Source organism: Mycobacterium sp. GA-2829, from assembly GCF_001499965.1.
GTDB lineage: Bacteria > Actinomycetota > Actinomycetes > Mycobacteriales > Mycobacteriaceae > Mycobacterium.
Genome location: NZ_LQIT01000062.1, coordinates 1 through 20,556, shown reverse-complemented (window position 1 = coordinate 20,556; position 20,556 = coordinate 1). Strand labels below are relative to the sequence as shown.

Genomic DNA, 20,556 nt, shown 5'->3' with positions numbered 1-20,556 from the left:
CACCAACCTAGGAACTACCGCACGGGGTGGATACTCTCATCTGGCCACCAGTGGGTACTTCAACCTGGCCATTGACAAGCAATAGCGTGAACCGAGAAGAGGACCGTGAATCCAACCTTGCGCACTATCGTTCCCAGCTTGGGGATGTTGGTTGCCTTGACGTGTGGAAGCGGAATCGCTGCGGCTCACACAGCGCTCTCGAGCTCCGATCCCGCGCCGGACGCCACCGTCACTGCCGCGCCGGCTGCCATCATGTTGACCTTCAACGAGGACATCAGCCCACAGTTCGCGAGTGTCGTCGTCAGCAGCGCTGACGGTCGCAATTGGATATCCGGCTCCCCACAGGTGGAGGGACAGCGCCTGACGGCGGCCGTCGAACCAGGCCGGCCCGGTAACGGCGTCTACACCGTCGGCTATCGGGTGGTCTCAGCAGACGGACATCCTGTCACCGGCTCCTACAAGTTCACCCTCGCCGACGTATCCGACGAACCCCGGCCCATTTCTACATCGGCAGCTGCCGCGCCTAGCACCGCAGCTCCGCCGCCGTCAACGGCAGCTCCTGCCACATCGGACACCAAGACGACGGTAATAACCGCAGGTGCCGCGGGTCTGGCCCTGGGCGGCGTGATCGCTTTCTGGCAATCGCGGAGGAATCGACGGAAGTCCGCAGCAAATGACGCAACCAGGCTATCCGCGGATTCGCCCGACCCATCCTGAGCGTTACCGAACGACCGGCTCGTGAATCGTTACCGGTACCACAACCTGTGCGCTAGCGAGCGCAGGCCCTTACGCCTGAACAATGACCGGGTCACCGATGGTCACCGTGTCGAAGTACCACGCCGCATTATCGGGACTGAGATTGATGCATCCGTGGCTGACATTGGCACTGCCTTGCGAGCCAACCGACCACGGCGCTGAATGCACATAGACCCCTCCCCACGTGACACGCACCGCGTATTCGCCGTCGATCAGGTAGCCCTCCGGCGAATCCAACGGAATGCCGATAGTGCGTGAATCGAACTTCACCCGGCGCTGCTTCTCCAGCACCTTGAAACTGCCCTGCGGAGTGTCAAAGCCCGGCTTGCCCAACGACGCCGGCATCTCACGCACCGTCTGACCGTCGATGCTCACAGTGAACGTATGTGCGGAAATGTCAGCAACGGACACGACCGCTGCCCCGACATCGAAGCTGGTCGACATCCCGTCCGTGCGCACCGACACCGGAGTATGGGCCGGCCAGAAGCCTTTCGGCGCCCACTGCACGACGCGGTCGCTCGTCCACGTGAACCGTCCTGGCACCTCAACGGGCGTGTCGATGGTGATGCCGCGCTCGGCCGCCTCACGGTCGGCGACGACGCTGCTGAAACGGATAGTCACCGGCGCGGCGATGCCGACCACCTGGCCAGGTTCAGGTGAGACAACCGTCGCCAACGCCATGCTGCTTGGTGTCGCCGTCCCGGCGTCGGCAACCCCTGCGCCGGTGAATACGAAGTACGCCACGCCCACCGCGACGAGCACAGCGCGAATCTGACCGACCATAGGTTCTCCCTCCGCCGCTTCGGTGTTCTGCAACTACTATTCTGCTACGTAGGGTCGTTAACGTTGTAACGACATCCGAACGGGATTCATATCGACTCACTCCGCTCCACCGGCTGGCCGTTTGCAGCCTGCGCTCCTGTCAGGCGCCACCTCCATACGGCGGCCGTACGGTGTGACCCCGAGAACGGGTCTGCCGAACTCTTGCTGAATCAGATCGGCGGTGCCCTCCAGTCGTCAGCGGCGGCCAGATCTCCGTCTTCAGATCTCAAGCAGTTCGGTCATCCGACGTTGCGCCGCGAACACTCCCGAGTTCGTTCAGCCGGAGGGTCGCGGTCGCTTTACACTTCGGGGTCGTCCCAGTCGGTGTTTCCTGTCGCGGCGCAACTAGGACGGCGGCTTCCACCTTCAACCTGCGCAGGACGTGAGAAAGGCCGGGACGGGTGCCACTACAGGCGCTGTTCGCCGCCGCAGCTTCCGGACATAGCGTTCGCCGAGCACGCCATAATCGTGACTGACGTTTTCAATAACGGCGGGACCGGCTCGGCCGACGTTGATCCGCCTGAGCTGGCCGTCTGTCCATTGATCTTGCAGTCCGGCTGCGACCTGGTCTGGGTCCGTCGCTACAACGAATCCGCGCGGCCGTGAAATTTCTGTCATTGCTTCGCTGGCATCGCGGCGCATCGCTCGTCGTGCGCCATCCGTTCACTCCTCTTGCAAGGCGGCAAACTCCACCGCCTCCAGGGTGTTGGGGTCATCCTCCCCCCGATAAGCGCCGATCCCGTCGGGTCAAGATTGTCATCGGTCCGCTGGCGCGGCGACTACGATCGTGAAGTGCCCGACTCCGAGTTCGTTGAGACAGATGACCGCGGACGCATCACTCTGCCAGGCCGCCCGAATAGCCGGTTCCTGTTGCGCCACAACGCGGATGGCAGCATTATCCTTCAGCCTGCTCAGCCTGTTACTGACGCCCAGTACGAGTACTGGTCCAATCCCGAACTACGAACACTGCTCACTGCTGCAGCGACATCACGCAACGTCCACCGAATGCGCGACCACCGCGACTGATCACTCCGCAGCGACGGGACTCACGAGGACGACGTTAATCCGCTTGAACCGCCCGCTGCCACGGATCCTGCAGCTCGTCCGCGATTCGGTCTCGGTCCGCCGCCCACTCAGGATCCTCGGGTCCGTGGAAAAGGTCGGCCACCTCAGTCGATGATCGCCAGCGCAGGGTCCACCTCATCGTCCCTCACCTGCCCACGCTCCTGTTTTTGCTCGAAGATCCAGTCGCTCTAGTGTGACTCCGGGATCGCCGGATCGAGCGCCGATAACCGCTCGTTCCATCATGTAGATGTGGCCTCAACTAGACGGTCGTCCTCCGTCACACGCAGCAAAGGCTGGTCGAACGCGTGTCTAATCAGTTGCACGGTGTCAATGAGGTCCTGGTACCGCTCCCAGCGAAGAAGGTCGCGGGAGCCGTCGACCCACCCCAGCTTGTCGCCGGCGTAATACACCTCCGCGATGAAGTACTCGGATCCGTCGGCTGACTGCACTACGCGGTAATTCCAGTGACCGACACTTGCGCTATCCGAATCAGTGTACGAAATATTCTGCGCTGCATCGCGTTTACTCCTTGATGCCAGCCCGTCGAGGTAATCCTGAACGGCCTGTGAGCGCGTGTGGCCATCGGGCGATTCCCGTCCTTCGAGCCGCGCAGAGGCCCTGGTGTTTCGGGCGATCATGTCCTTGATCGCGCTATCAGTCACGCGCTTGGTCCGGCGCATCTACTTGGCGCCAACCGCTAGCGCACCGTGTGGACGAGGTGCGGCCCGCGCAATCAGGGTTCCGGGCTTGCTCCCGGGGATGGCCCGAGTTGTCCGCCGTGATGCCCGAAGGTTGTCGTTCGTCGGGCAACCGCAAGGATAAGCAGGTGGCCCGCTTAGCCATCTCGGAGCCGCTGCGGCGCATCTTTGCCCTGGTCTGGCCGCCATACTCACAAGTTTAGTGTACTACTAGTAGGGCTTCATCTGAGCCGGTTCTGTGGCGTCCAAGGCGTCCCTGCAATCACGGCAGTAGTTCCGCCGGCGCAACCTCCAAGGCCTCCGCAATATCGAGGAGCCGCTCGAATAGGAGGCCGCGCCGTCCATGTTCGACGTCGATGAGCACGTTTCGGGTCACGCCAGATCGCAGCGCGAGCGACTCCTGAGTCATTTCCTGCGATAGCCGGACGTCGCGAATTCTCGTGCCCACCTCCAACCGCCAGGCCTCCCACTTGGCAACCCGTTCCGGGTTGTTTTGACTAGGGCGAGTCGGCACCCATCAAGTAGTCAGCGGACGCCCATCATTGTCTGCCCTACTAGTAGTACATTGAGCGTTGCGCCGCACCTCACACACAGTGGTCGACCGAGGTCACAGGATCATGCCGACGGAACTAAGCTTGCTGCCAACCAGGGTGTCTCTGGGTGAGGACGAAGCTCTCGATAGCTTTCTCGAGCGCCTCACCCAAGCCAACGATCTCGACCCTGAGCACATCCTGGCTGCGCTCCGCAGCGGCGAAGGCGCAACCCATACGACACTCGCGTTCTTCATGACGGCGCCCACCAACACCGTGCTCGCGCGAATCGAAAGGCTCAGCGGCATCCCTGCCGAGCGGCTTCGAACCGCGACTCTCATGCGCTTCGACGCAGGAAGGCCTCTGTACCTCGATGCCCTCAATCCGTTAGACAGGCACAGCTATCGCAGGATCGTGGTGCAGGGGTGGTTTCCTCCCTTCGGCACGCAACTCTGTCCTTTATGCGTTGCACAGCAGGGAATCTGGCGAGTTGGTTGGCGATTGCCGATCGTGGCCACGTGCATTCATCACGGCACCTATCTGACCACCGAATGCGGCGGCTGCGGCCAACGGTTTCGCAGCCACCGGTACTGGCCATTGCGCCCAGTGCTCGGACCGGAGCAACCGTGCGGCAATCCTGTCGTCCTGCGGCAGCCGTGTCTTCGCTCGGTACTCACAAACGCCGCTGAGCCGGCGAACGGCCCTGCGCTCGACTGCACGGAAGCCGTCCATCGAGCGATAAATGGGCAGACGGTGATCATGTTCGGCACACCTGCCGACCCTCGTACTTTTCTTGCCGAACTCCGCAACCTTGCAACACTTTTGCTTCATCTGGGAGCGAGGACGTCGGCCCAGACTGCCGTATCGTGGGCGAGCGGTTTGCGTGATGAGGCGCGGGCCCGGTCCAACATGGTTCGTGGAGCTCGTTGGGGCTTCAGTCCCCCGCACAGCGCCAGGGTTCGCGGAGCCGTCCTCGGATGTGCCTACGAAATTCTGATGCAACGGGATCTCGATTCTGGGGGTGCCCGGTTGCGTGAGTGGATTCGCTTTGTCGAAGACGAGAAGAACGGTCCCGCCGTCTGGCTCATTAATCGCACCAAGAGAACGCCGATGATGCAGCAGTTGATCACCGCGGCTACATCCGACCGCCGCGATGTGGGTCGAAGACTCGATCGCGGTAATCACTGTCGGAGGATTCAACCATCTGCGATACCCCAAATGATCGATGTCGGCATCTATCGCCGACTTTTTAACGGCATGCTTGGCGGCTACGAACACACCGGCCGGCTCTATGTGTCGCTATGCATGGTGAGAGCGATTGTCTTAGTGAAGAACTGGGCCGACGCGGCTGTCAGAATTGGGCTGCCGCCCGACCTCGGCTCCCGTACCTCACGCGCCGCGCGTGCGCGGATGCGTGCAACGCCGGAGGATCTTCAACGCTCAATCGATCTGGCGCTGAACGATATTCCCGCGAGCAGAGACTTTCGCACCCTCGAAGCGCAGGTCCGGTTGCTGGCTCGCAATCCCGCCGATTGGTACCCAGCTTGGCGCCTGTCGACCACCCCAGCACGGAGTCCTGACCTGTGGGTCTACGCCGTCACATGGATGTGGTGCGAGGTGGCACAAGGCTGCCTCGACAACAGTCCGGCGTGGACTGTGCCGCCTTGCCATCGCATCAAGGCCGGCTATCGCGCCTTTCGTGACCGACTGCCGGCCGCAGCCCAGGACTCGCTGCGCCGACTCGTCCTTCCGCCCCCAGCGCGTTGAGATCAGACACGCGTGCGCGCTTCCGGCGCCGCCGCCGGGTCTGCGTCGATGACTCAGTGCGGCGGCGCTCCGTCTCCGCTGCAGTATCACGAATTGCACGCTTGCTCAGGGTGATCGCTTTGAGGTGCTCCGCGCTGATCCGGTATGAGCCGTCCGTAATCGCCGCAACGGTCGCTCGACTGACTAGCTTTCGCAGGTCGCCAACGTAGCCCTGCGTGCGAAACCATAGTTCGCCGGCCAGCTTCAGGAAGAGCATTCCCGGCTCACCTGCGGGCAGGTGTGGCAGCACCAACCTTTCTAGGTCACGTACGACGCGTTGCCATTCGGCTTGTTCTTCCTCGGTATCTACGCCGTAGGGTGCGACGGAAAACTCCGTTAATCGACATGCGATCTGTGGGTCGTTCACTAGGTCGCCGTTTGCGAGGTTGGCTCCGACCAGGACGAGGGTCGCGCTCGAGACCTGACCAAGTTTGGTGTTGATGCTCTTGATGTGGTCTAGAACATCGCGCCCACTCTTGGAGTCGGTCTTCAGAAGATGCGCGTCGTCCATGACGACGATCTGGGTGCGGTGCATACGTAGCCCATGCATCGCTCGATGAGTCAGATCACGTGTGAGGCCGGTGCTCGCAAGGTTGAAGCCGTTGAGCAACTCGGTGGTCACATCATTGACTTTGGCGGCCGAACCCAAGTCGATCCAAATCACAGGACATAGGTCGGCCTCTACACCGTCCGATGGATAGTGGACGGGACGCCCCCGACGGTCGTGCAGCGCATCATGGGTCCATTCCACATATCGTCTCTGTGCCCACCGCAGCATGAACGTGCTCTTGCCAACGTAGTTCGGTCCGGTCAACACGACGATCTGTTTGGCGCCCGGACCTTCCAGCATGTTGTCCCGGACGGTCCGGTCAAGAGCATGCTCGATCTCGGTAAACGCCGCTGTCGGAAGGTAGAGCCGGGCGAGCCACGCCTCGAGTTGCTCGATATAAGCATTTCGCGCCTGGTCTGACATGGCGTTCAGTTGCTTGGACGATCGGCTGGGAGGCGCGTGCGGTAGCTCTTTGACGCAGTTGTCGTGCCACTCCTGCGAGTCCATCGCCTACTCGGTCTCCAGCAAGTTGTCCCACGCCCGCCTGATCGACGAAGTCGGCACCGTCCGCGGTGCGATGCTGCGCACGGGATGGGCGCGTTCCTGGGCAGCTTCCGCCTCGGCATGATCGATACGCGACTGTTCGACCCGTTGTGCCGCAGCAGCCGTCTTGCGGCGATCCGCTTTCGATCTTGCCGACGTGAGTTCGCCGAGTTCGTTGATGATCAGTTGGGTTGTCAATCCGCGCTTGAACACATGGTTGCCGCCGCGGCGCCTGATCTTCCGACAGAGCTCGTCGAGGATGACGTCGGTCATCGGTGCGTCAGCTTTACTACGGCCGACCCATTCGATGGGCTCGATCCTGTCGGTGGATTCGTCATGAAACCATATGCGCGACAGATCGTTTGGATCGTAGAAGAACGGTGCGGCCCGGTCCCTTTCGCGAAATCGGCCTACCTCGACGTAGCGCAACGGCTCGAAGACAAGCGGGTTTTCGTATCGGAGGTTGGAGAATTCGACTCCCGCTGGTCCGATGGTGCCCCACTTGATCGGTAGGAACTGGTAGATCAGGTCGTGCCGCTGGGGGACGTCGATACGACCCGTGGCTTCGACCATGACGTCCCATAGGTCGAGTGGACACATCTTGGCGGCCTCGACGCCCGGCTGAATGAGGCCGTCGTGTCCGTGTCTGTGGTAATCAAGCGCAATGAACTTTCGCAGGTGTAGTTGCAGTTCGCGAGCCGTCAACAGCGGCTCATCGGCGACGAGTCGCCCCCGCTCAGACACGTTCCGCCCCTTGTAGCCCGGAATCTGCTGCAAGCCGCGTTGGATCGTCTCATGCCACCGCTCGACCTGCGGGTTGTCGGTGGGGTTTCCCGGGCGGCTGAGCAACAGGTCGATCTGAAGGTCGCGCAGAAGTGCACGGAAGTGCACGCTCGTGAAGATCGCGGCGTTGTCGCAATGAATCGCATCCGGCATCACAGACGGGATGGGGTGCTCGCCCTGCAACGTGTCGAAGTCGACCTCCAAGTCTTGACGCCACACCTTGACCACCGCACTCGAAAGGTCGACCGTTTCAGGCAGGCCGACCCATCTCCAATCGCTGACCGTCGTGCCTGCGACGAGCATCGAGAACGGCCTGCAGACGTCATAGAGGAGTAGTCCCGCTTCGAAGCCATTCGCGCTCATCGGGACCACCCGGAGCGCCAGGACCACGCGTGTGGCGACGTCGATAGCGGTGATGATCTCAACGCTGAGCGGCCTACCGTTGAAGGTGTCGTATACGAGATTGTCGGCTCGCGTGACATCAATCGCTACCACTTGGCCGGGCCGAACGCCTGGGTATTGTGTTGAACCTGAGGCTGTTTGCAGCTTCTTGGTACGCTGCGACCTGGTGGTCTCACCTCTCTGGTGCTTCAAGTTCGAGAGGAACTTCTGCGTCGTGCGCTGCGGCGCGTGGTAGTCGTCAATGCCTGCGTTACGGAGCTTGACCAGCACTCGTCTGTGCATCTCTTGGATCGCCAGATTCGATCTATCACCGTCCAGAGTCGCGAACTCTTCCTCAGCGATCGCGCGGTAGCGCGGATCGATGACTTCCCACGACAGGCTCTTGCGGATGTGCCGCCCATCGATCAATCCGAGCAGTCCCTTCTGCCTCCAGCTTCGCACCCAGTTTCTGATGGTGCTCTCGTTCGTCCCGACCGACGTCAGCTCGCCGTCTCGCAAGCGGCGCTGGACCTTACGGTCATTTCGACCCTCCTGAATGAGAACCGACGCCATTGCTACGGCCCGCTTCGACTCGGATACGCCAAACCCTGGACCGAACGGAGGGTATGGTTCGCCGGGTCGTCTGAGTTCAGGATGACCATCGCGGTATCCAGTCACGATCTCGAGAACAATTTCGAGTTTGTTGAGCGCGCGTTCGCGGGCTTTGTCGTCGAGGCTGTCCCAGAGCGGTCGGAGAGTCCGAGCGACGGCAACCGGCCGGCCATCGACGATATTCTGCACGAGCGGAAGATCGTTCCAGTCCCTATGCCGAATGTTGTTGAGACAGTCGCGAAGGTCGACACCCGTAGGGTCGAAACGAACGACGAGCTCCGCACCCGTCTCCGTGAGCACCCGCGCTCCCTCGTAGAGAAATGTCCGGCCGGCGTTCATCGCAATACTTCGACAGATAGGCGCACAAACGTGTCCAGCCCCCACTGGCACGTCGTGTCGATACTCAAAGCCCCCTTCCAAACCATATGCCAAACAGACGATTTCAGTTCACCGCAGCCGTCGTCCGCGTCAAACAACGCTCCGAGGGTTGCTTCGTGACCGGAGACGAGGTCAACAATCTGGCGTTCATGAAATTGCAACCATGATGGCTCTCTTCTAAACCCGTTCAGCCACATGAGATTCAGCCGCTCAGCTTGAGCCATTTCGCCGAACACCTCATAGCGCCATCCCACAGCAGCGCACGCGTGCTCTGTGATGCGGCTCTGGGCCCTGAACTCGTCGTCCTGCTTTTCGGGTGCGCGTACGTCCCAGATAGTCACGCGCCCCTCGACATCAACGGTTAGAAGGTCGGGAGTGTGACGTCCAGGCAAACCTCTCCACGCGAGCCGGAATGGCTGCGAGACCATCCAGGCGACACGCGGGTCTCTGTCGAGTCTCCGGAAGAGGTCGTGCTCCAGTCCGGATTCGAGATGCACGCTCGCACCGTTAGTCATGGAGTGAGCCGTCACGGGTATATGGCGGCTGAAGGTGGACGAGACAATCCTTCGCATTGGTTCGAGACTGTGCACCGGCGGCGAGCTACTCCGCTGCCACATCCACACGATTTCGGTGCCCTGCAGCCTGAACGTCCACGTAAGCCCTGGCGCGCGCAATGCCAAGGCGTCAAGGAGATCGTCTACATCGTCACTCGAAGGCATGGTTCGGACCTTTTCGTCGGTTCCCGCGCGCCAAGAAGGACAAGCCCCGCGCGAGACCAGCGCGGACTATCTTACGTGGTCAAGGCGACGGTGAATAGCACAAGTTGATTCTGCGAGGGTGTTGAAATACGCTCTAGCCCAACCGATCTAGTTTACGGGTAGCTATGTTAGGTCCGCGACACCAATTATTTTGAGCGGCGGATGCCACTCTACAGGCTCGTCGATCCCGAGGCGACGTAGATGCACCAGCGCCTGGTCTGGTTGCTGGGGCGCCGTCCGCGGCAGCGTTTCGTCGGCGGATTCGCCCCTGATCCTGAGCCAGTCCTGCCACTCGAGCCGAGCCGAGTAGACCAACTTCCTCCGACGCGCGTAGTCGATTTCTGAACCCTGAGTTACGAGATAGTCGCTCAGACTGATTAGCGTTCTGCATATAGAGTTCCAGCGCGGCAACGAATAGAGGAGCTCGAGTTGTTCATTCACGGTGCGGTGGGACGGGCGCGCAGACAACAGTTTCTCTGCACCACCGATCGTGATATTGCTGCCGACGATGAGCGTGGCGATCGATAGCGCGCGCCTCATATCCGCATCTACTGACGTATCCGCGAGCAGCTTCTCGCACCAGGTTGGCCACATCAATGCGGGTAGTGTCGCCGCGAAGCTCCAGTCATCGAGATAACTGCGCCGTGGGGCTTCGGGCGCTGGAGTTGCCGCGCGGTAGCGGAGTTCGCCCTGCGCTCCAAGCTGTTGCCTACTCGCCTTAATCGTGATCGCCGCAGCTAGCGCATCGTCGGTGCGACACCAGAGCAACTCGGTCTGGCGGGCTTTGGCGTCTTGGCTGTCTACCAGCCACCGAAGCCGGCTCGCTGATTCCTCAATGGTTTCGGCGCCTAAGACCTTGACAGCAACGGTTATCCCCACGGCGGCCTCAACGGTCCGCATCGATGGGTAGGAATTCACCGCACTTCGTCCACGGCTCGGATTCGGTTCCGCGGAAAGTTCATCGAATGTGAATCCGCCTCCCAGTCTTGCTGCGGTTGCCAAGCCGTGGCGTGCCGCGAAGTTGATCGTTCGATTGGCCAGACTCCGGACCGCTTCCAGTGACTCACGACGCGATCGCGCCTGACGCGCAAGCACTCCGCCGCTCGGGCGGGCTCCGCTGAGAATCTTACCGATGAAGCGTTGCGCAACAACGACGTCGTGCTCGCTCCCAACCGCAGGGGTGGGCACCGACGTGAGATCGCAGCCGCACCGACATTGGGTCGGCATCGGAATGCTTGTGTAGTTCTGCCGACGCCGCTGATCCTCTCCACAACTCGGACATTGAGCAGCCAGCAACCGGCCGTGGGTTGTGCATGCGAATGACCAGCCCAACCGCCACACGAGCCGCCATCTGCCGCTCGACTCGTGTAGGCACTCGGGACAGAACCTCGACCCCGGTAACACGCCGAACGGGAATGTGCGGTCGGGTTCGTGTGAATCGGTGAGGACGGGCAGACCTTTGACGGCGTAGTCGTCGAGTGTCATCGTTGCGATGTCTTCGGCCGGGGTGCCCGTTAACACTTGAAGAGAGTCCAACTGGTACTGCGGCAGCCACCAAATCCATTGCGGCTTCGCGGCTATCGGTAGATGCAATTGGCGAGATACATCGCCGAGCGTAACTCCCATTACAGCCGCCGTCGCATCCAACCATGAATCGATGCACTCCCCTGACGCAGGCTTGACCCGCACAGGCAAGAGAGCGGCGGTCACCATTAGCCGGATCCCCATCTTGTGGCTCGATCCGGAAGGAGCCAGTCTGCTCGTAGCCGACTGCGCATACTTCAGGAAGCCACGTGCGGAGCGACGTGTCCGCCCTACTAGTGGTGCTGCGATCGCGCCGGTCTCAGCTAGGAACTATGGCGTCGCCGACTCGAGTGCGGCGAGGGCATTATCGCTATACGTTGACCCCGGTACGTTTACATCCACGAGCTGGGTGAGTTCGGACTGATCGAAGTAACCGACCCGGTCTCGAACCGCAAACGCAGCCGCATCCACGCGGGACAGAAGGGCGAGAAACCCCCTGAGCCCTATGAGATTTCGGTGCCGATGTTCAATGGTATGCCGTCCACCGACGCCCGATTCGATCTCTCGAAGTTCAACATGCCGGCCACCGACCGCGTGGTGTTCAACCTCACCTTTCAAGCGCCACGGTTCAGATAGCACAACGGGGGAGGGTGAAAATCGGCCCCGGCGCGCCATGAGTAGCACGATCCAATGCCGCGCAATTGCTCGATATGGTGTTGGCAGCATATGGCTCTAAAGCCATACTTGTGGACATGGACGTCGACGGACCCTCGAGTTCTTCGACTGGCTGGACCGCACCGAAGACAAGGCCCGAAACGGGGACGAACCCCCAGACGGCTACTGGCCCGCGCAGTTGACGCGCTCAAACAACTGCGAACGCTCGAACAGGCACCGACCGAAGACACACCCGACCTAAGAGGAGTATGACAATCGAAGATTCGCCGGGCGCACAGCCCACCCCTTCGATCGCGAAATCGCCTTCCGCTTGATCTGCTTCTGGTTTCTACCGCACAGCACCACCGTCGTAGTTGCGCTCTTCGCCGCCGACAAAGCCCGCATGGGCGACGTCTTCTACAACAGCGTCGGAAGCCGGGCCGACGCCGCAATATCCATATGGCTTCACGAAACCAAGGAGGACCACGATGAGTGATGAAGGCAAGACGTTCCGTCGGATGAACAACAGGATCGACGAGCTGGTCGCAGATCCCCTCATCGCGGACGACGTGCGCAGCTACGCGGCTGAACGCGAAAACGTAAACCGGGTCTACGCCGAAGGTCTGGCCGACATCCGCCGCGCAGGAAACCTTACGCAACAACAGATCGCGAAGGCCTTGAGCACCGACCAAGGCACCGTGTCACGCATCGAGCGACGCCACGACCTTCTCCTATCGACGCTGCGCGACTATCTCAAAGCCGCAGGCATCGAGCATTCACGAATCGTCGTAGAACGCGACGGAGTCGAAATCAGCATCGACCTCGACACTTTCGCCCAGTAGTAAGAGACCACGACCTGCTTCAACTTGGCCAGCCTAGAGGTCGTCGACGATCAACGAGCGCGACATCAGCCACAAGGTGTCGGGATTGCCGTCGACGAGGTGCGCTCCTCGTCCGTGTTGGCGGCCTGGGCGGCCTCTCGTATGGCCAAACGCCGCAAAGCCGCTCGTTCGTTCATGTCGGCCCTCGCAGTCGGACCCCGAAGCACGCGTCCATCTTCGAGAACGATCCAGCCTGAAACCACCAACCACGGCAGGCTCTTGAGCACATCCGCCTCGCCGCGAAAGATTCGCTGCACTCGAGCATTTCGGAGGAAATCCGCAAACTCTTTGATGGTCGGGTTGTGTTTGTGCTTGTACCTAAGCCTTGCGACCGCGCCAGCAACACGACGGCCCATGTCACGCGGCTGTCTAACTCGCAGCTTTTGTCCGGGTGATGCCAGGTAGGTTGGCCCGACGCGTAGCGACCGCGGCTCGTCGGAGTAGGCCAGCCAACCGCGGCCGGCAGCTCGCGCCATTAGAGCCTCCATTCGCGGATGAAAGCTTGTAAGCCCCTCTTGGTCAAGGAAATTCAAGACGTCCGGTGAGTTGAACACCTCCTTCCAGGAGGGAGCGGTAGCTCCGGCGCACCACCGAAGGTAGACCAGATCACCAACAACTCGACCGAATCGATCGACATACTCGAGGCTTGGCGCAGGCGAGCAATCCCGCAGTGTCTCAACCATTTCGACCTCGCAATCGGGTCTCGATGTGCCCTACTAGTAGTACTAGAGGATACCGTATAGCTGTCGGAATCGGCAGCATTAACGCGCTTCGGTAGATCGAAAGTTAGTGGCGTACAGGCAGAACCGCTTAGACAGCCCACCGTTTGGCTCGCCACTCCCGGACTATCGTGGTGGCCTCCGATCGACCGACTTTTCTGTCACGGAAGCGCTCATAGATGGTCGAAAGATGCGGATCGATACGTCCGCCGTGTCCGATGCAGAGGGCCGCCTCGTCCGGACGGATACCACAACCTGCTAGTTCGACAGCAATGTCTGGACGCTGACCATCGCTGAGCCGGATCCATTTGATTACTAAAGATTCATCGTCTCCAAGACCGTTTAGTTGTGCTTCAGCCCACCGCTTGCTGAGTCCTGCGGCCTTTTTCAGTTCCCGTACGAAGTATCCACTCGCCGGTGCGGCGAGATGTTCTGGCCGCTGCGGAACGACAACATCGTCGAGTAGCGCCTGCAGGATCGGTGGATGCCATCGCGCAACCTTGTTCTGGCCCTTAACCTTCGACCGAGCTCGAGCCTTCGCAAGTTCACTCTCGAAACCTGTGTCGTCTTCGCCTGTCGGAAGCTCCGCCGAGTGGCCATACATCCCCGGACTGAGCGTCGCGTCTGGGTTTGGCCCAGTGCTGACGGTCCCAAACTCGCGCAGAAGGGCGCGGACGACCGGCGCCTCTAACTGGCTAGCCGCCGACTTCACGAACTCGCCGCGCCGATTCAACTCGGCGAGCAGCTGCCGAGGCGTCCAACCCAACTCACGGGCCAGTTCGCGCACTCGGACCTTCTGCCGTGGCGGAGGGTTTAGTTTCACCGGCTAACCAACTTGTTAAACAATTAGGGATCGTTTGTTAATTTCCGTTGCATCTCGGCTCGAGGCTACGCGTGCGCCATGTTCGTGAACCGCGACAAATGCAGCTGATGTGCGACGGTGATGGTCTTCGTCGGACCGTTACGGTGTTTGGCCACAATAAGATCCGCCTCGCCGCCGCGCGGGTCGTCGCGCTCGAAGGCGTCCGGCCGGTGCAGCAGGATCACCATGTCGGCGTCCTGCTCGATGGCGCCCGACTCACGCAGGTCCGACAGCATCGGCTTCTTGTCCGTGCGCTGTTCCGGTCCACGGTTCAGCTGGCTCATCGCGATCACCGGAACCTCGAGCTCCTTGGCCAACAGCTTCATGTTTCGCGAGAACTCCGAGACTTCCTGCTGACGCGACTCGACCTTCTTGCCCGACGTCATCAGCTGCAGGTAGTCGATGACGATCAGCCGCAGCCCCGCCTTCTGATGCAGCCGCCGCGCCTTCGCGCGGATCTCCATCATCGTCAGGTTCGGCGAATCGTCGATGTAGAGCGGCGCCTCGCTGATCTCACTCATCCGGCGCGCCAACCGCGTCCAGTCGTCATCGCTCATGCGCCCCGATCGCATGTCGGCGAGTTTGATCTTCGCCTCCGCCGAGAGCATGCGCATCACGATCTCGGACTTGCTCATTTCCAGCGAGAAGATCACGCTCGGCAGCTGGTGCTTGATCGAGCACGACCGCATGAAATCCAGTCCGAGCGTGGAGTTGTGCGTCGGCACCATCGACCGGCTAGCCAGATACATGTGGCTCTCGTTGTCGACCTCGACACACCGCACCGGCACACTGTCCACCGGCCGCACATCGACGATGAATCGGGACGTGTTCGCCGCGCCACGACGCTCCTTGTGCAGCAACGCCTTCCGACTGACCCAGAACACGTCGTCCTCGACCGAGAACGTCAAGCTGAGCCGCCCCGCCGTCTCGCAGTGGTACCCGAGGCTCACGATCAGTTCAACTACGTCCGCCGCCAGGCACTCGGTCGCAGCGCTGAACTCCACAGCGCCATCGACCGCGATCTGACCAGCGGTGTCGAGCAAGCCCGCCAGCAGCGCCCGGCGCTGTGTTTCAGACGCGCGCAGATACTCCGCCGGGATGCGCTCGCCCACCAGCGGTCCACCGGGCGCCGCACCTTCGCCCTCGACCCGCATGAGTATCTCCGGGTCGGTCGTTGTGCCATCGCCCAAGAGCGCTCCGAGCGTGTAGGGCGGGACGGGTAGCTTGCATTGGGGCGACTGCAGCGGCGCGGCATCAATCACCGAGTGGTTCGCACCCAGCGTCGCCGCGATCTCCTCCGTCGTGCAGATCGTGCCGCGCGACGCCCGCGTATCGGTCAGCCACTGATGCTCCGCATCCGCGACGATGACGGTGCCATCGGAGAACTCGACCTCGTAGCACGGCCGACCCACCATCACGTCCGTCGCCGCCACCACCCGCGTCGGGCGTCCGTCGTCACCGATCAACCGGTCACCCACGGCGACCTCGCCCATGGTGGTCCAGCCGTCCGGCGTCGGCAGCGGCGTGTCGAGCGCCAGCGCCTTCCCCATACCGGGCCGCGCCGCGATCACGATCATCTGCCCGGAGTGCAAGCCGTTGGTCAGCTCGTCGAGTTCGGTGAACCCCGTCGGCACACCGCGCGAGATACCGCCCTGCGAGGCGATCGCGTCGATCTCGTCCATCGTGGGCTGCAGCAGGCTCTCCAGCACCGCGAAATCCTCGGACGACCGCCGGTCCACGACGTCGTAGATCTCCGCCTGCGCGCGATCCACCACCTCCGCGACATCGGCGCCCTCAGCACCCGCGTACCCGTACTGCACCACCCGCGTGCCCGCCTCCACGAGCCGGCGCAGCAGCGCCTTCTCGGACACGATGCCGGCGTAGAAGCCCGCGTTCGCCGCCGTCGGCACCGTGGAGATCAGCGTGTGCAGATACGGCGCCCCACCGATGCGCCGCAGCAGTCCGCGCCGGTCCAGCTCGGCGGCCACCGTCACCGCGTCGGCGGGCTCCCCGCGCCCGTACAGATCCAGTACGGCGTCGTAGATGTTCTGGTGCACCGGCCGGTAGAAGTCGCCCGGCCGCAGCCGCTCCAGCACATCGGCGATGGCGTCCTTGCTCAGCAGCATGCCGCCCAGCACGGCCTGCTCGGCGGCGATGTCATGAGGTGGCTGCCGACCGAACTCCTCACTCGGAGGGGGCTCATCCATGTCCGGATGACCACGGTCGTCCACGACAGCCACAAGACCCCCTATGTCGATCGAACGCCAGTTCGTTTCTGCTCGTTGCGACTGTACGAAACAGCACCGACAACTCCGCGCGACGGCCAACGTTAGACGTTGCTGAGGCGGCCCGGTGGGAGGGCTGTTGATGAACCTGTGGAGCGAGTGTGCATAGCTCAGGACAGGCGTGTTGAGCGCTTGGGGAAAACCTGTGGATGAGTGTTCGTTATCTGGATATTCGCGCAGATAAGCGCACCGCTCAGCCGGTAAATCGTTGTGGATAAAAACTTCTCCGGCGTGTCGTGCCGGGTTGACGAGTCGGGCGTGTTGAGTATCGCGCGGACGCCGCGCAGGTTAACACCCGATAACTCGAGCTACGCGAACTTCAGGTGATTGAGTTCGCCAGAAGAGACAGCAACGCCCGGGTGGGGATCAAGATCAATCCCCACCCGGGCGAATTAACGCTTGCGTCAGCTCTCAGCGACGACGTTCAGCGACACCGAGGCTTCGACACCCGGGTGCAGCCGCACCGCGACCGAGTGCTGACCGAGGCTCTTGATGTGCGCCTTCGGCAGTGCGACGGTCCGCTTGTCGAGGTTCGGGCCACCGGCCTTCTTGATCGCGGCAACGACGTCGGTGGACGTCACCGAGCCGAACAGCTTGCCGGTCTCGGCGGACGCGTTGACGGCGAGCTCGACGGAGTCGAGCGCCTCGAGCGCCTGCTTGATCTCGTTGGCGTGCTCCAGACCCTTGACGGTCTTGAGGTCACGGGCCCGACGGATGTCGTCGGCCTGGCGCTGCGCACCACGCGTGGCGACGATCGCCAGCCCGCGCGGCAGCAGGTAGTTGCGGCCGTAGCCGTCCTTGACTTCCACGGCGTCACCGGGCACACCCAGGTGCTCCACCTCGGCGGTCAGAATCAGTTTCATCTCGTTGATCTCTCGTTTCCGGTGGTGGACTACCGCGTGGACGAACCGAACGGCAGCAGAGCCACCTCGCGGGCGTTCTTCACCGCAACGGCGATGTCACGCTGGTGCTGGACGCAGTTGCCGGTCACCCGGCGGGCACGGATCTTGCCGCGCTCGCTGATGTAGGTACGCAGCAGTGCGGTGTCCTTGTAATCGATGTTCTGGCCCTTCTTGGAGCAGAACACGCACTTGCGGGTCTTGACCGGCTTCTCCGGTGCCGGCCGCCGCTTGTTGGACTTGGCCATTTCGCTATCTCTTTCTCAATGTTTCTCGGGGAGTGCTTTCGCAAGCCACTCAGAAGGGGGGCTCGTCGTCGGCGCCGCTGAAGGACCCCGACGCCGGGGCGCTGCCCCACGGGTCCTCGGCCGCAGCCGCCTGCCCACCACCGCCACCGCGGGATCCCCCGCCGCCGCCACCGCCGAAGCCGCCGCCACCGCCGCCTCCGCGGCTGGCCTTGTTGACCTTGGCCGTGGCGTACCGCAGCGAGGGGCCGATCTCGTCGACCTCGACCTCCATGACGGTGCGCTTCTCACCCTCGCGGGTCTCGAACGAACGCTGCTTGAGCCGCCCGGTCACGATCACCCGCGACCCGCGGGTCAGGCTCTCGGCGACGTTCTCGGCCGCCTCGCGCCAGATGTTGCAGCGCAAGAACAGCGCTTCGCCGTCCTTCCACTCACCGCTCTGGCGGTCGTAGATGCGCGGCGTCGATGCCACGGTGAAGTTGGCGACGGCCGCACCGGACGGCGTGAACCGCAATTCCGGATCGGCGGTCAGGTTTCCGACGACGGTGATGGTGGTGTCACCAGCCACTGGGTCCTCCTGAAATGGACGGCATATTGGGCGCGAGCCTACGCAAGGCCTATGACGCCCGTAGCCGTTCGGTGATCAGTGCTTGTCGGTCCGCATGACCTTGGTGCGCAGCACCGACTCGTTCAGGCTGAGCTGACGGTCGAGCTCGGTCACCGTGGCGGGCTCGGCCTTGACGTCGATCACCGCGTAGATGCCCTCGGCATGCTTGGCGATCTCGTAGGCGAGCCGGCGGCGGCCCCAGATGTCCACCTTGTCAACGCTTCCGCCGTCCTTGCGGATGACGTTCAGGAACGTCTCCAGCGAGGGAGCAACCGTGCGCTCGTCAAGTGTGGGGTCGAGAATGACCATGATTTCGTATGGACGCATTAGAACCTCATCACCTCCTATGGTCGTAGTGCGGCCACGGCGAATTCCGTGGCAGGAGGGTCGCCTGCGTCGGCAACCTGCCCAGGCTACAGCAGACTGCTCTGAGCAGCGAAATCAGTCGTCAACGCGGTGCACCGGCGGCCTCGTGCTCCGCCGCCGGCGACGGCGCCTCAACGCGGACGCGCCGGTGGGCGGGCAACAGCCAGTCGGGCAGCCACCGCGGCGGATCGTCGGGCGCACCGTCGAACACTCCGCCGGCCGGGTCGTCCACCCGCCCGCCCCAGCGCACCAGATCCTGCGCCGGCCGGTAGATCTGCCGAATCACCAACGCGCACAACGTGATCACGGCGATATCGCGTAGCAACACCGTCGCGGTGAACCACTGTTCGGGCAGGCCACGGTTGGCCTCGCCGTAGAGGTAGAGCATGCGCGGCACCCACACCAGCGCATCGACGGTCATCCACGCCAACAGGATCCGGCGGTGCGGCAGCGCGAGCACCGCCAGCGGCACCAGCCAGAGCGAGAACTGCGGACTCCACACCTTGTTCGTCAGCAGGAACGCCGCGACCACCAGGAACGCCAGCTGCGCCACCCGCGGGCGCTGCGGAGCCGTCAACGCGACGACCCCGATCGCGATGCAGCACGACGCGAACAACAGCGCGGTCACCGCGTTGAGCACCGTCGGCGGCTGCCAGAACCCCAACCCGGTGTCGAAGCCGCCCCACCCGGTGAACGACTTCACGACGTTGTAGAGCGAGTCCATGTCGTCGCCGCGGCGGGTGTTGAGCCGGAAGAACTCCGACCACCCGCGCGGGAACAACACCATGATCGGCAGGTTCACCAGCAGCCAGGTGACCGCCGCGGTCGCCGCAGTCTTCCCGACCTCGCGCAGCCGGCCCGTCCGCACCGCGAGCGCCACCAACGGCACCAACAGCAGCAGCGGATACAGCTTGGCCGCCACCCCGAGGCCAATCAGCGCGCCGGCCAGCACCGGTTTTCGGCGCGCCCAGGCCAGCAGTGCGCCGACCGCGAAAGCCGTTGCCAGCGCGTCGAAGTTGGTGAACACCTGGAAGATCAGCAGCGGTGAGCCCGCGACCAACGCCGCATCCCACACCCGCCGTCCCGAGAGCAGCGCCGTCGCCCACACCGTCGCCAGCCAGGCCAGCGCCAGACCGAACGCGGCCACGTTGAAGAACATCACCACCTCGGCCACGACGGGTACCGACACCGCCCGCGTCACCGCGGAATACGTCTTGGCCAACGCCATCGACACGTACTGGTACAGCCCGGTCAGCACCGGATACTCCATGTACCGCACCGCGACTTCACCGTCGTAGGTGATGCGCGGCGTACCGGTGCCGTCCTTCTCGATCCAGCTCGACTTGTACGGGAACTTGCCCTGGTTCAACAGTTCCGCCGTGTAGAGCGGGACGGTGTCGGAGTAGCAGAGTTCGTAGTACGCGCGGTTGTTCTCCCAGTTGGCGACCCGCTGGTCGGCCGAACCGGTGCCGGTGGTCTGCAGACACGCGGCCTTCGTCGAATAGCCGAGCGCCAGGAACACCACGGCGATGAGGAACATCACCCGCAGCGGCGTCATGAACCGCTGCCTGCCGATCAGCGCATGCCGGCCCACCGGGCCGCCGACGGTCTCCGACAGCGCGGCGCCGATGGTGTCGGTGCGGCTGGGCAGGTCGCGGTCGTCGGCGCTGCGCGGATCACGGGCAAGCGGCGCAGGCGAGACCCACTCGGCCCGTGCGCGCTCGTCGTCCACCGTCACGGGGGCGGCAGCGGACCAGGCGGTACCGGGGCACCCGGGACGACCGGCTGCGGCTGGACGGGCGGCGGGACGCGGGGGGGGGGGACCCCGGGGG

General features: G+C 62.7%; 18 protein-coding genes and 1 pseudogene. 4 read left to right on the top strand and 15 right to left on the bottom strand.

Annotation, left to right across the window (positions count from 1 at the left end; all coding sequences use genetic code 11):
- Positions 1 to 144 precede the first annotated feature (144 nt).
- Positions 145 to 717 (top strand): copper resistance CopC family protein, encoded by a 573-nt coding sequence (locus AU194_RS31500; RefSeq protein WP_082698875.1) that lies wholly within the window; start codon positions 145 to 147, stop codon positions 715 to 717.
- A gap of 69 nt (positions 718 to 786) precedes the next feature.
- On the opposite strand, the gene AU194_RS27310 is transcribed toward AU194_RS31500, so the two are convergent.
- Positions 787 to 1,539, bottom strand: a complete 753-nt coding sequence (locus AU194_RS27310; RefSeq protein ID WP_059092404.1) for a L,D-transpeptidase family protein — start codon at positions 1,537 to 1,539, stop codon at positions 787 to 789.
- An 831-nt stretch (positions 1,540 to 2,370) separates the two neighbouring features.
- Between AU194_RS27310 and AU194_RS31495 the strand changes: the two genes are divergently transcribed.
- The gene (locus AU194_RS31495; protein WP_082698874.1) at positions 2,371 to 2,604 is read left to right on the top strand and encodes a hypothetical protein; all 234 of its coding nucleotides are present in this window, start codon (positions 2,371 to 2,373) and stop codon (positions 2,602 to 2,604) included.
- Positions 2,605 to 2,882: 278 nt separating this feature from the next.
- On the opposite strand, the gene AU194_RS32020 is transcribed toward AU194_RS31495, so the two are convergent.
- Positions 2,883 to 3,323, bottom strand: a complete 441-nt coding sequence (locus AU194_RS32020; RefSeq protein ID WP_197417760.1) for a hypothetical protein — start codon at positions 3,321 to 3,323, stop codon at positions 2,883 to 2,885.
- Positions 3,324 to 3,603: 280 nt separating this feature from the next.
- Entirely contained in the window at positions 3,604 to 3,855 is a 252-nt protein-coding gene (locus tag AU194_RS27300) for a helix-turn-helix domain-containing protein (protein WP_059092402.1), read from the bottom strand.
- Positions 3,856 to 3,991: 136 nt separating this feature from the next.
- Between AU194_RS27300 and AU194_RS31490 the strand changes: the two genes are divergently transcribed.
- Positions 3,992 to 5,638, top strand: a complete 1,647-nt coding sequence (locus AU194_RS31490; protein WP_197417759.1) for a TniQ family protein — start codon at positions 3,992 to 3,994, stop codon at positions 5,636 to 5,638.
- Here the strand turns inward: AU194_RS31490 and AU194_RS27295 are convergent.
- From AU194_RS27295 to AU194_RS33100, 5 genes and pseudogenes are all read right to left on the bottom strand, one after another.
- Positions 5,547 to 6,734 carry a TniB family NTP-binding protein gene (locus tag AU194_RS27295; RefSeq protein ID WP_082698872.1) on the bottom strand — a complete coding sequence of 396 codons (1,188 nt, stop codon included), beginning with the start codon at positions 6,732 to 6,734 and terminating at the stop codon, positions 5,547 to 5,549. The two genes, AU194_RS31490 and AU194_RS27295, sit on opposite strands and share 92 nt — an antisense overlap.
- A gap of 3 nt (positions 6,735 to 6,737) precedes the next feature.
- Positions 6,738 to 8,846 carry a DDE-type integrase/transposase/recombinase gene (locus AU194_RS27290; RefSeq protein ID WP_059092406.1) on the bottom strand — a complete coding sequence of 703 codons (2,109 nt, stop codon included), beginning with the start codon at positions 8,844 to 8,846 and terminating at the stop codon, positions 6,738 to 6,740.
- 35 nt (positions 8,847 to 8,881) lie between these two features.
- Positions 8,882 to 9,541, bottom strand: coding sequence for a TnsA-like heteromeric transposase endonuclease subunit (locus AU194_RS27285; protein WP_255374849.1), 660 nt, complete (start codon positions 9,539 to 9,541; stop codon positions 8,882 to 8,884).
- Positions 9,542 to 9,805: 264 nt separating this feature from the next.
- On the bottom strand, positions 9,806 to 10,870 hold the full coding sequence (locus tag AU194_RS31485) for a hypothetical protein (protein WP_231743598.1): 1,065 nt from the start codon (positions 10,868 to 10,870) through the stop codon (positions 9,806 to 9,808).
- A 114-nt stretch (positions 10,871 to 10,984) separates the two neighbouring features.
- Positions 10,985 to 11,395 (bottom strand): annotated as a pseudogene (locus tag AU194_RS33100) (TniQ family protein); the annotation flags it as partial.
- A 953-nt stretch (positions 11,396 to 12,348) separates the two neighbouring features.
- Here AU194_RS33100 and AU194_RS27270 point away from each other — a divergent pair.
- A complete protein-coding gene (locus tag AU194_RS27270; protein WP_059092398.1) occupies positions 12,349 to 12,702 on the top strand; it encodes a helix-turn-helix domain-containing protein in 354 nt (117 codons plus the stop codon).
- A gap of 849 nt (positions 12,703 to 13,551) precedes the next feature.
- On the opposite strand, the gene AU194_RS32900 is transcribed toward AU194_RS27270, so the two are convergent.
- The 7 genes from AU194_RS32900 to AU194_RS27240 form a co-directional block, all read right to left on the bottom strand.
- The gene (locus AU194_RS32900) at positions 13,552 to 14,247 is read right to left on the bottom strand and encodes a translation initiation factor IF-2 (protein ID WP_369804246.1); all 696 of its coding nucleotides are present in this window, start codon (positions 14,245 to 14,247) and stop codon (positions 13,552 to 13,554) included.
- A gap of 101 nt (positions 14,248 to 14,348) precedes the next feature.
- On the bottom strand, positions 14,349 to 16,562 hold the full coding sequence (gene dnaB / locus AU194_RS27265; RefSeq protein ID WP_059092397.1) for a replicative DNA helicase: 2,214 nt from the start codon (positions 16,560 to 16,562) through the stop codon (positions 14,349 to 14,351).
- A gap of 449 nt (positions 16,563 to 17,011) precedes the next feature.
- Entirely contained in the window at positions 17,012 to 17,470 is a 459-nt protein-coding gene (gene rplI / locus AU194_RS27260; protein WP_059092396.1) for a 50S ribosomal protein L9, read from the bottom strand.
- Between the two features lie 29 nt (positions 17,471 to 17,499).
- Positions 17,500 to 17,754: a 30S ribosomal protein S18 gene (gene rpsR, locus AU194_RS27255; protein WP_059092395.1), complete on the bottom strand. Its 255-nt coding sequence runs from the start codon at positions 17,752 to 17,754 to the stop codon at positions 17,500 to 17,502.
- Between the two features lie 49 nt (positions 17,755 to 17,803).
- Positions 17,804 to 18,319, bottom strand: a complete 516-nt coding sequence (locus tag AU194_RS27250) for a single-stranded DNA-binding protein (protein WP_059092394.1) — start codon at positions 18,317 to 18,319, stop codon at positions 17,804 to 17,806.
- A 75-nt stretch (positions 18,320 to 18,394) separates the two neighbouring features.
- Positions 18,395 to 18,685, bottom strand: a complete 291-nt coding sequence (gene rpsF, locus AU194_RS27245; protein ID WP_059092393.1) for a 30S ribosomal protein S6 — start codon at positions 18,683 to 18,685, stop codon at positions 18,395 to 18,397.
- 121 nt (positions 18,686 to 18,806) lie between these two features.
- A complete protein-coding gene (locus tag AU194_RS27240) occupies positions 18,807 to 20,456 on the bottom strand; it encodes a glycosyltransferase family 87 protein (RefSeq protein WP_059092405.1) in 1,650 nt (549 codons plus the stop codon).
- Positions 20,457 to 20,556: the final 100 nt, after the last annotated feature.

Excerpts from the sequence above, each read along its gene's own strand:
- AU194_RS32020 (WP_197417760.1), bottom strand. The coding sequence starts at position 3,323 with ATGCGCCGGACCAAGCGCGTGACTGATAGCGCGATCAAGGACATGATC.
- rplI (WP_059092396.1), bottom strand. The coding sequence starts at position 17,470 with ATGAAACTGATTCTGACCGCCGAGGTGGAGCACCTGGGTGTGCCCGGT.
- AU194_RS27295 (WP_082698872.1), bottom strand. The coding sequence starts at position 6,734 with ATGGACTCGCAGGAGTGGCACGACAACTGCGTCAAAGAGCTACCGCAC.
- AU194_RS27310 (WP_059092404.1), bottom strand. The coding sequence starts at position 1,539 with ATGGTCGGTCAGATTCGCGCTGTGCTCGTCGCGGTGGGCGTGGCGTAC.
- rpsF (WP_059092393.1), bottom strand. The coding sequence starts at position 18,685 with ATGCGTCCATACGAAATCATGGTCATTCTCGACCCCACACTTGACGAG.
- rpsR (WP_059092395.1), bottom strand. The coding sequence starts at position 17,754 with ATGGCCAAGTCCAACAAGCGGCGGCCGGCACCGGAGAAGCCGGTCAAG.
- AU194_RS27270 (WP_059092398.1), top strand. The coding sequence starts at position 12,349 with ATGAGTGATGAAGGCAAGACGTTCCGTCGGATGAACAACAGGATCGAC.
- AU194_RS27285 (WP_255374849.1), bottom strand. The coding sequence starts at position 9,541 with ATGTGGCAGCGGAGTAGCTCGCCGCCGGTGCACAGTCTCGAACCAATG.
- AU194_RS31500 (WP_082698875.1), top strand. The coding sequence starts at position 145 with ATGTTGGTTGCCTTGACGTGTGGAAGCGGAATCGCTGCGGCTCACACA.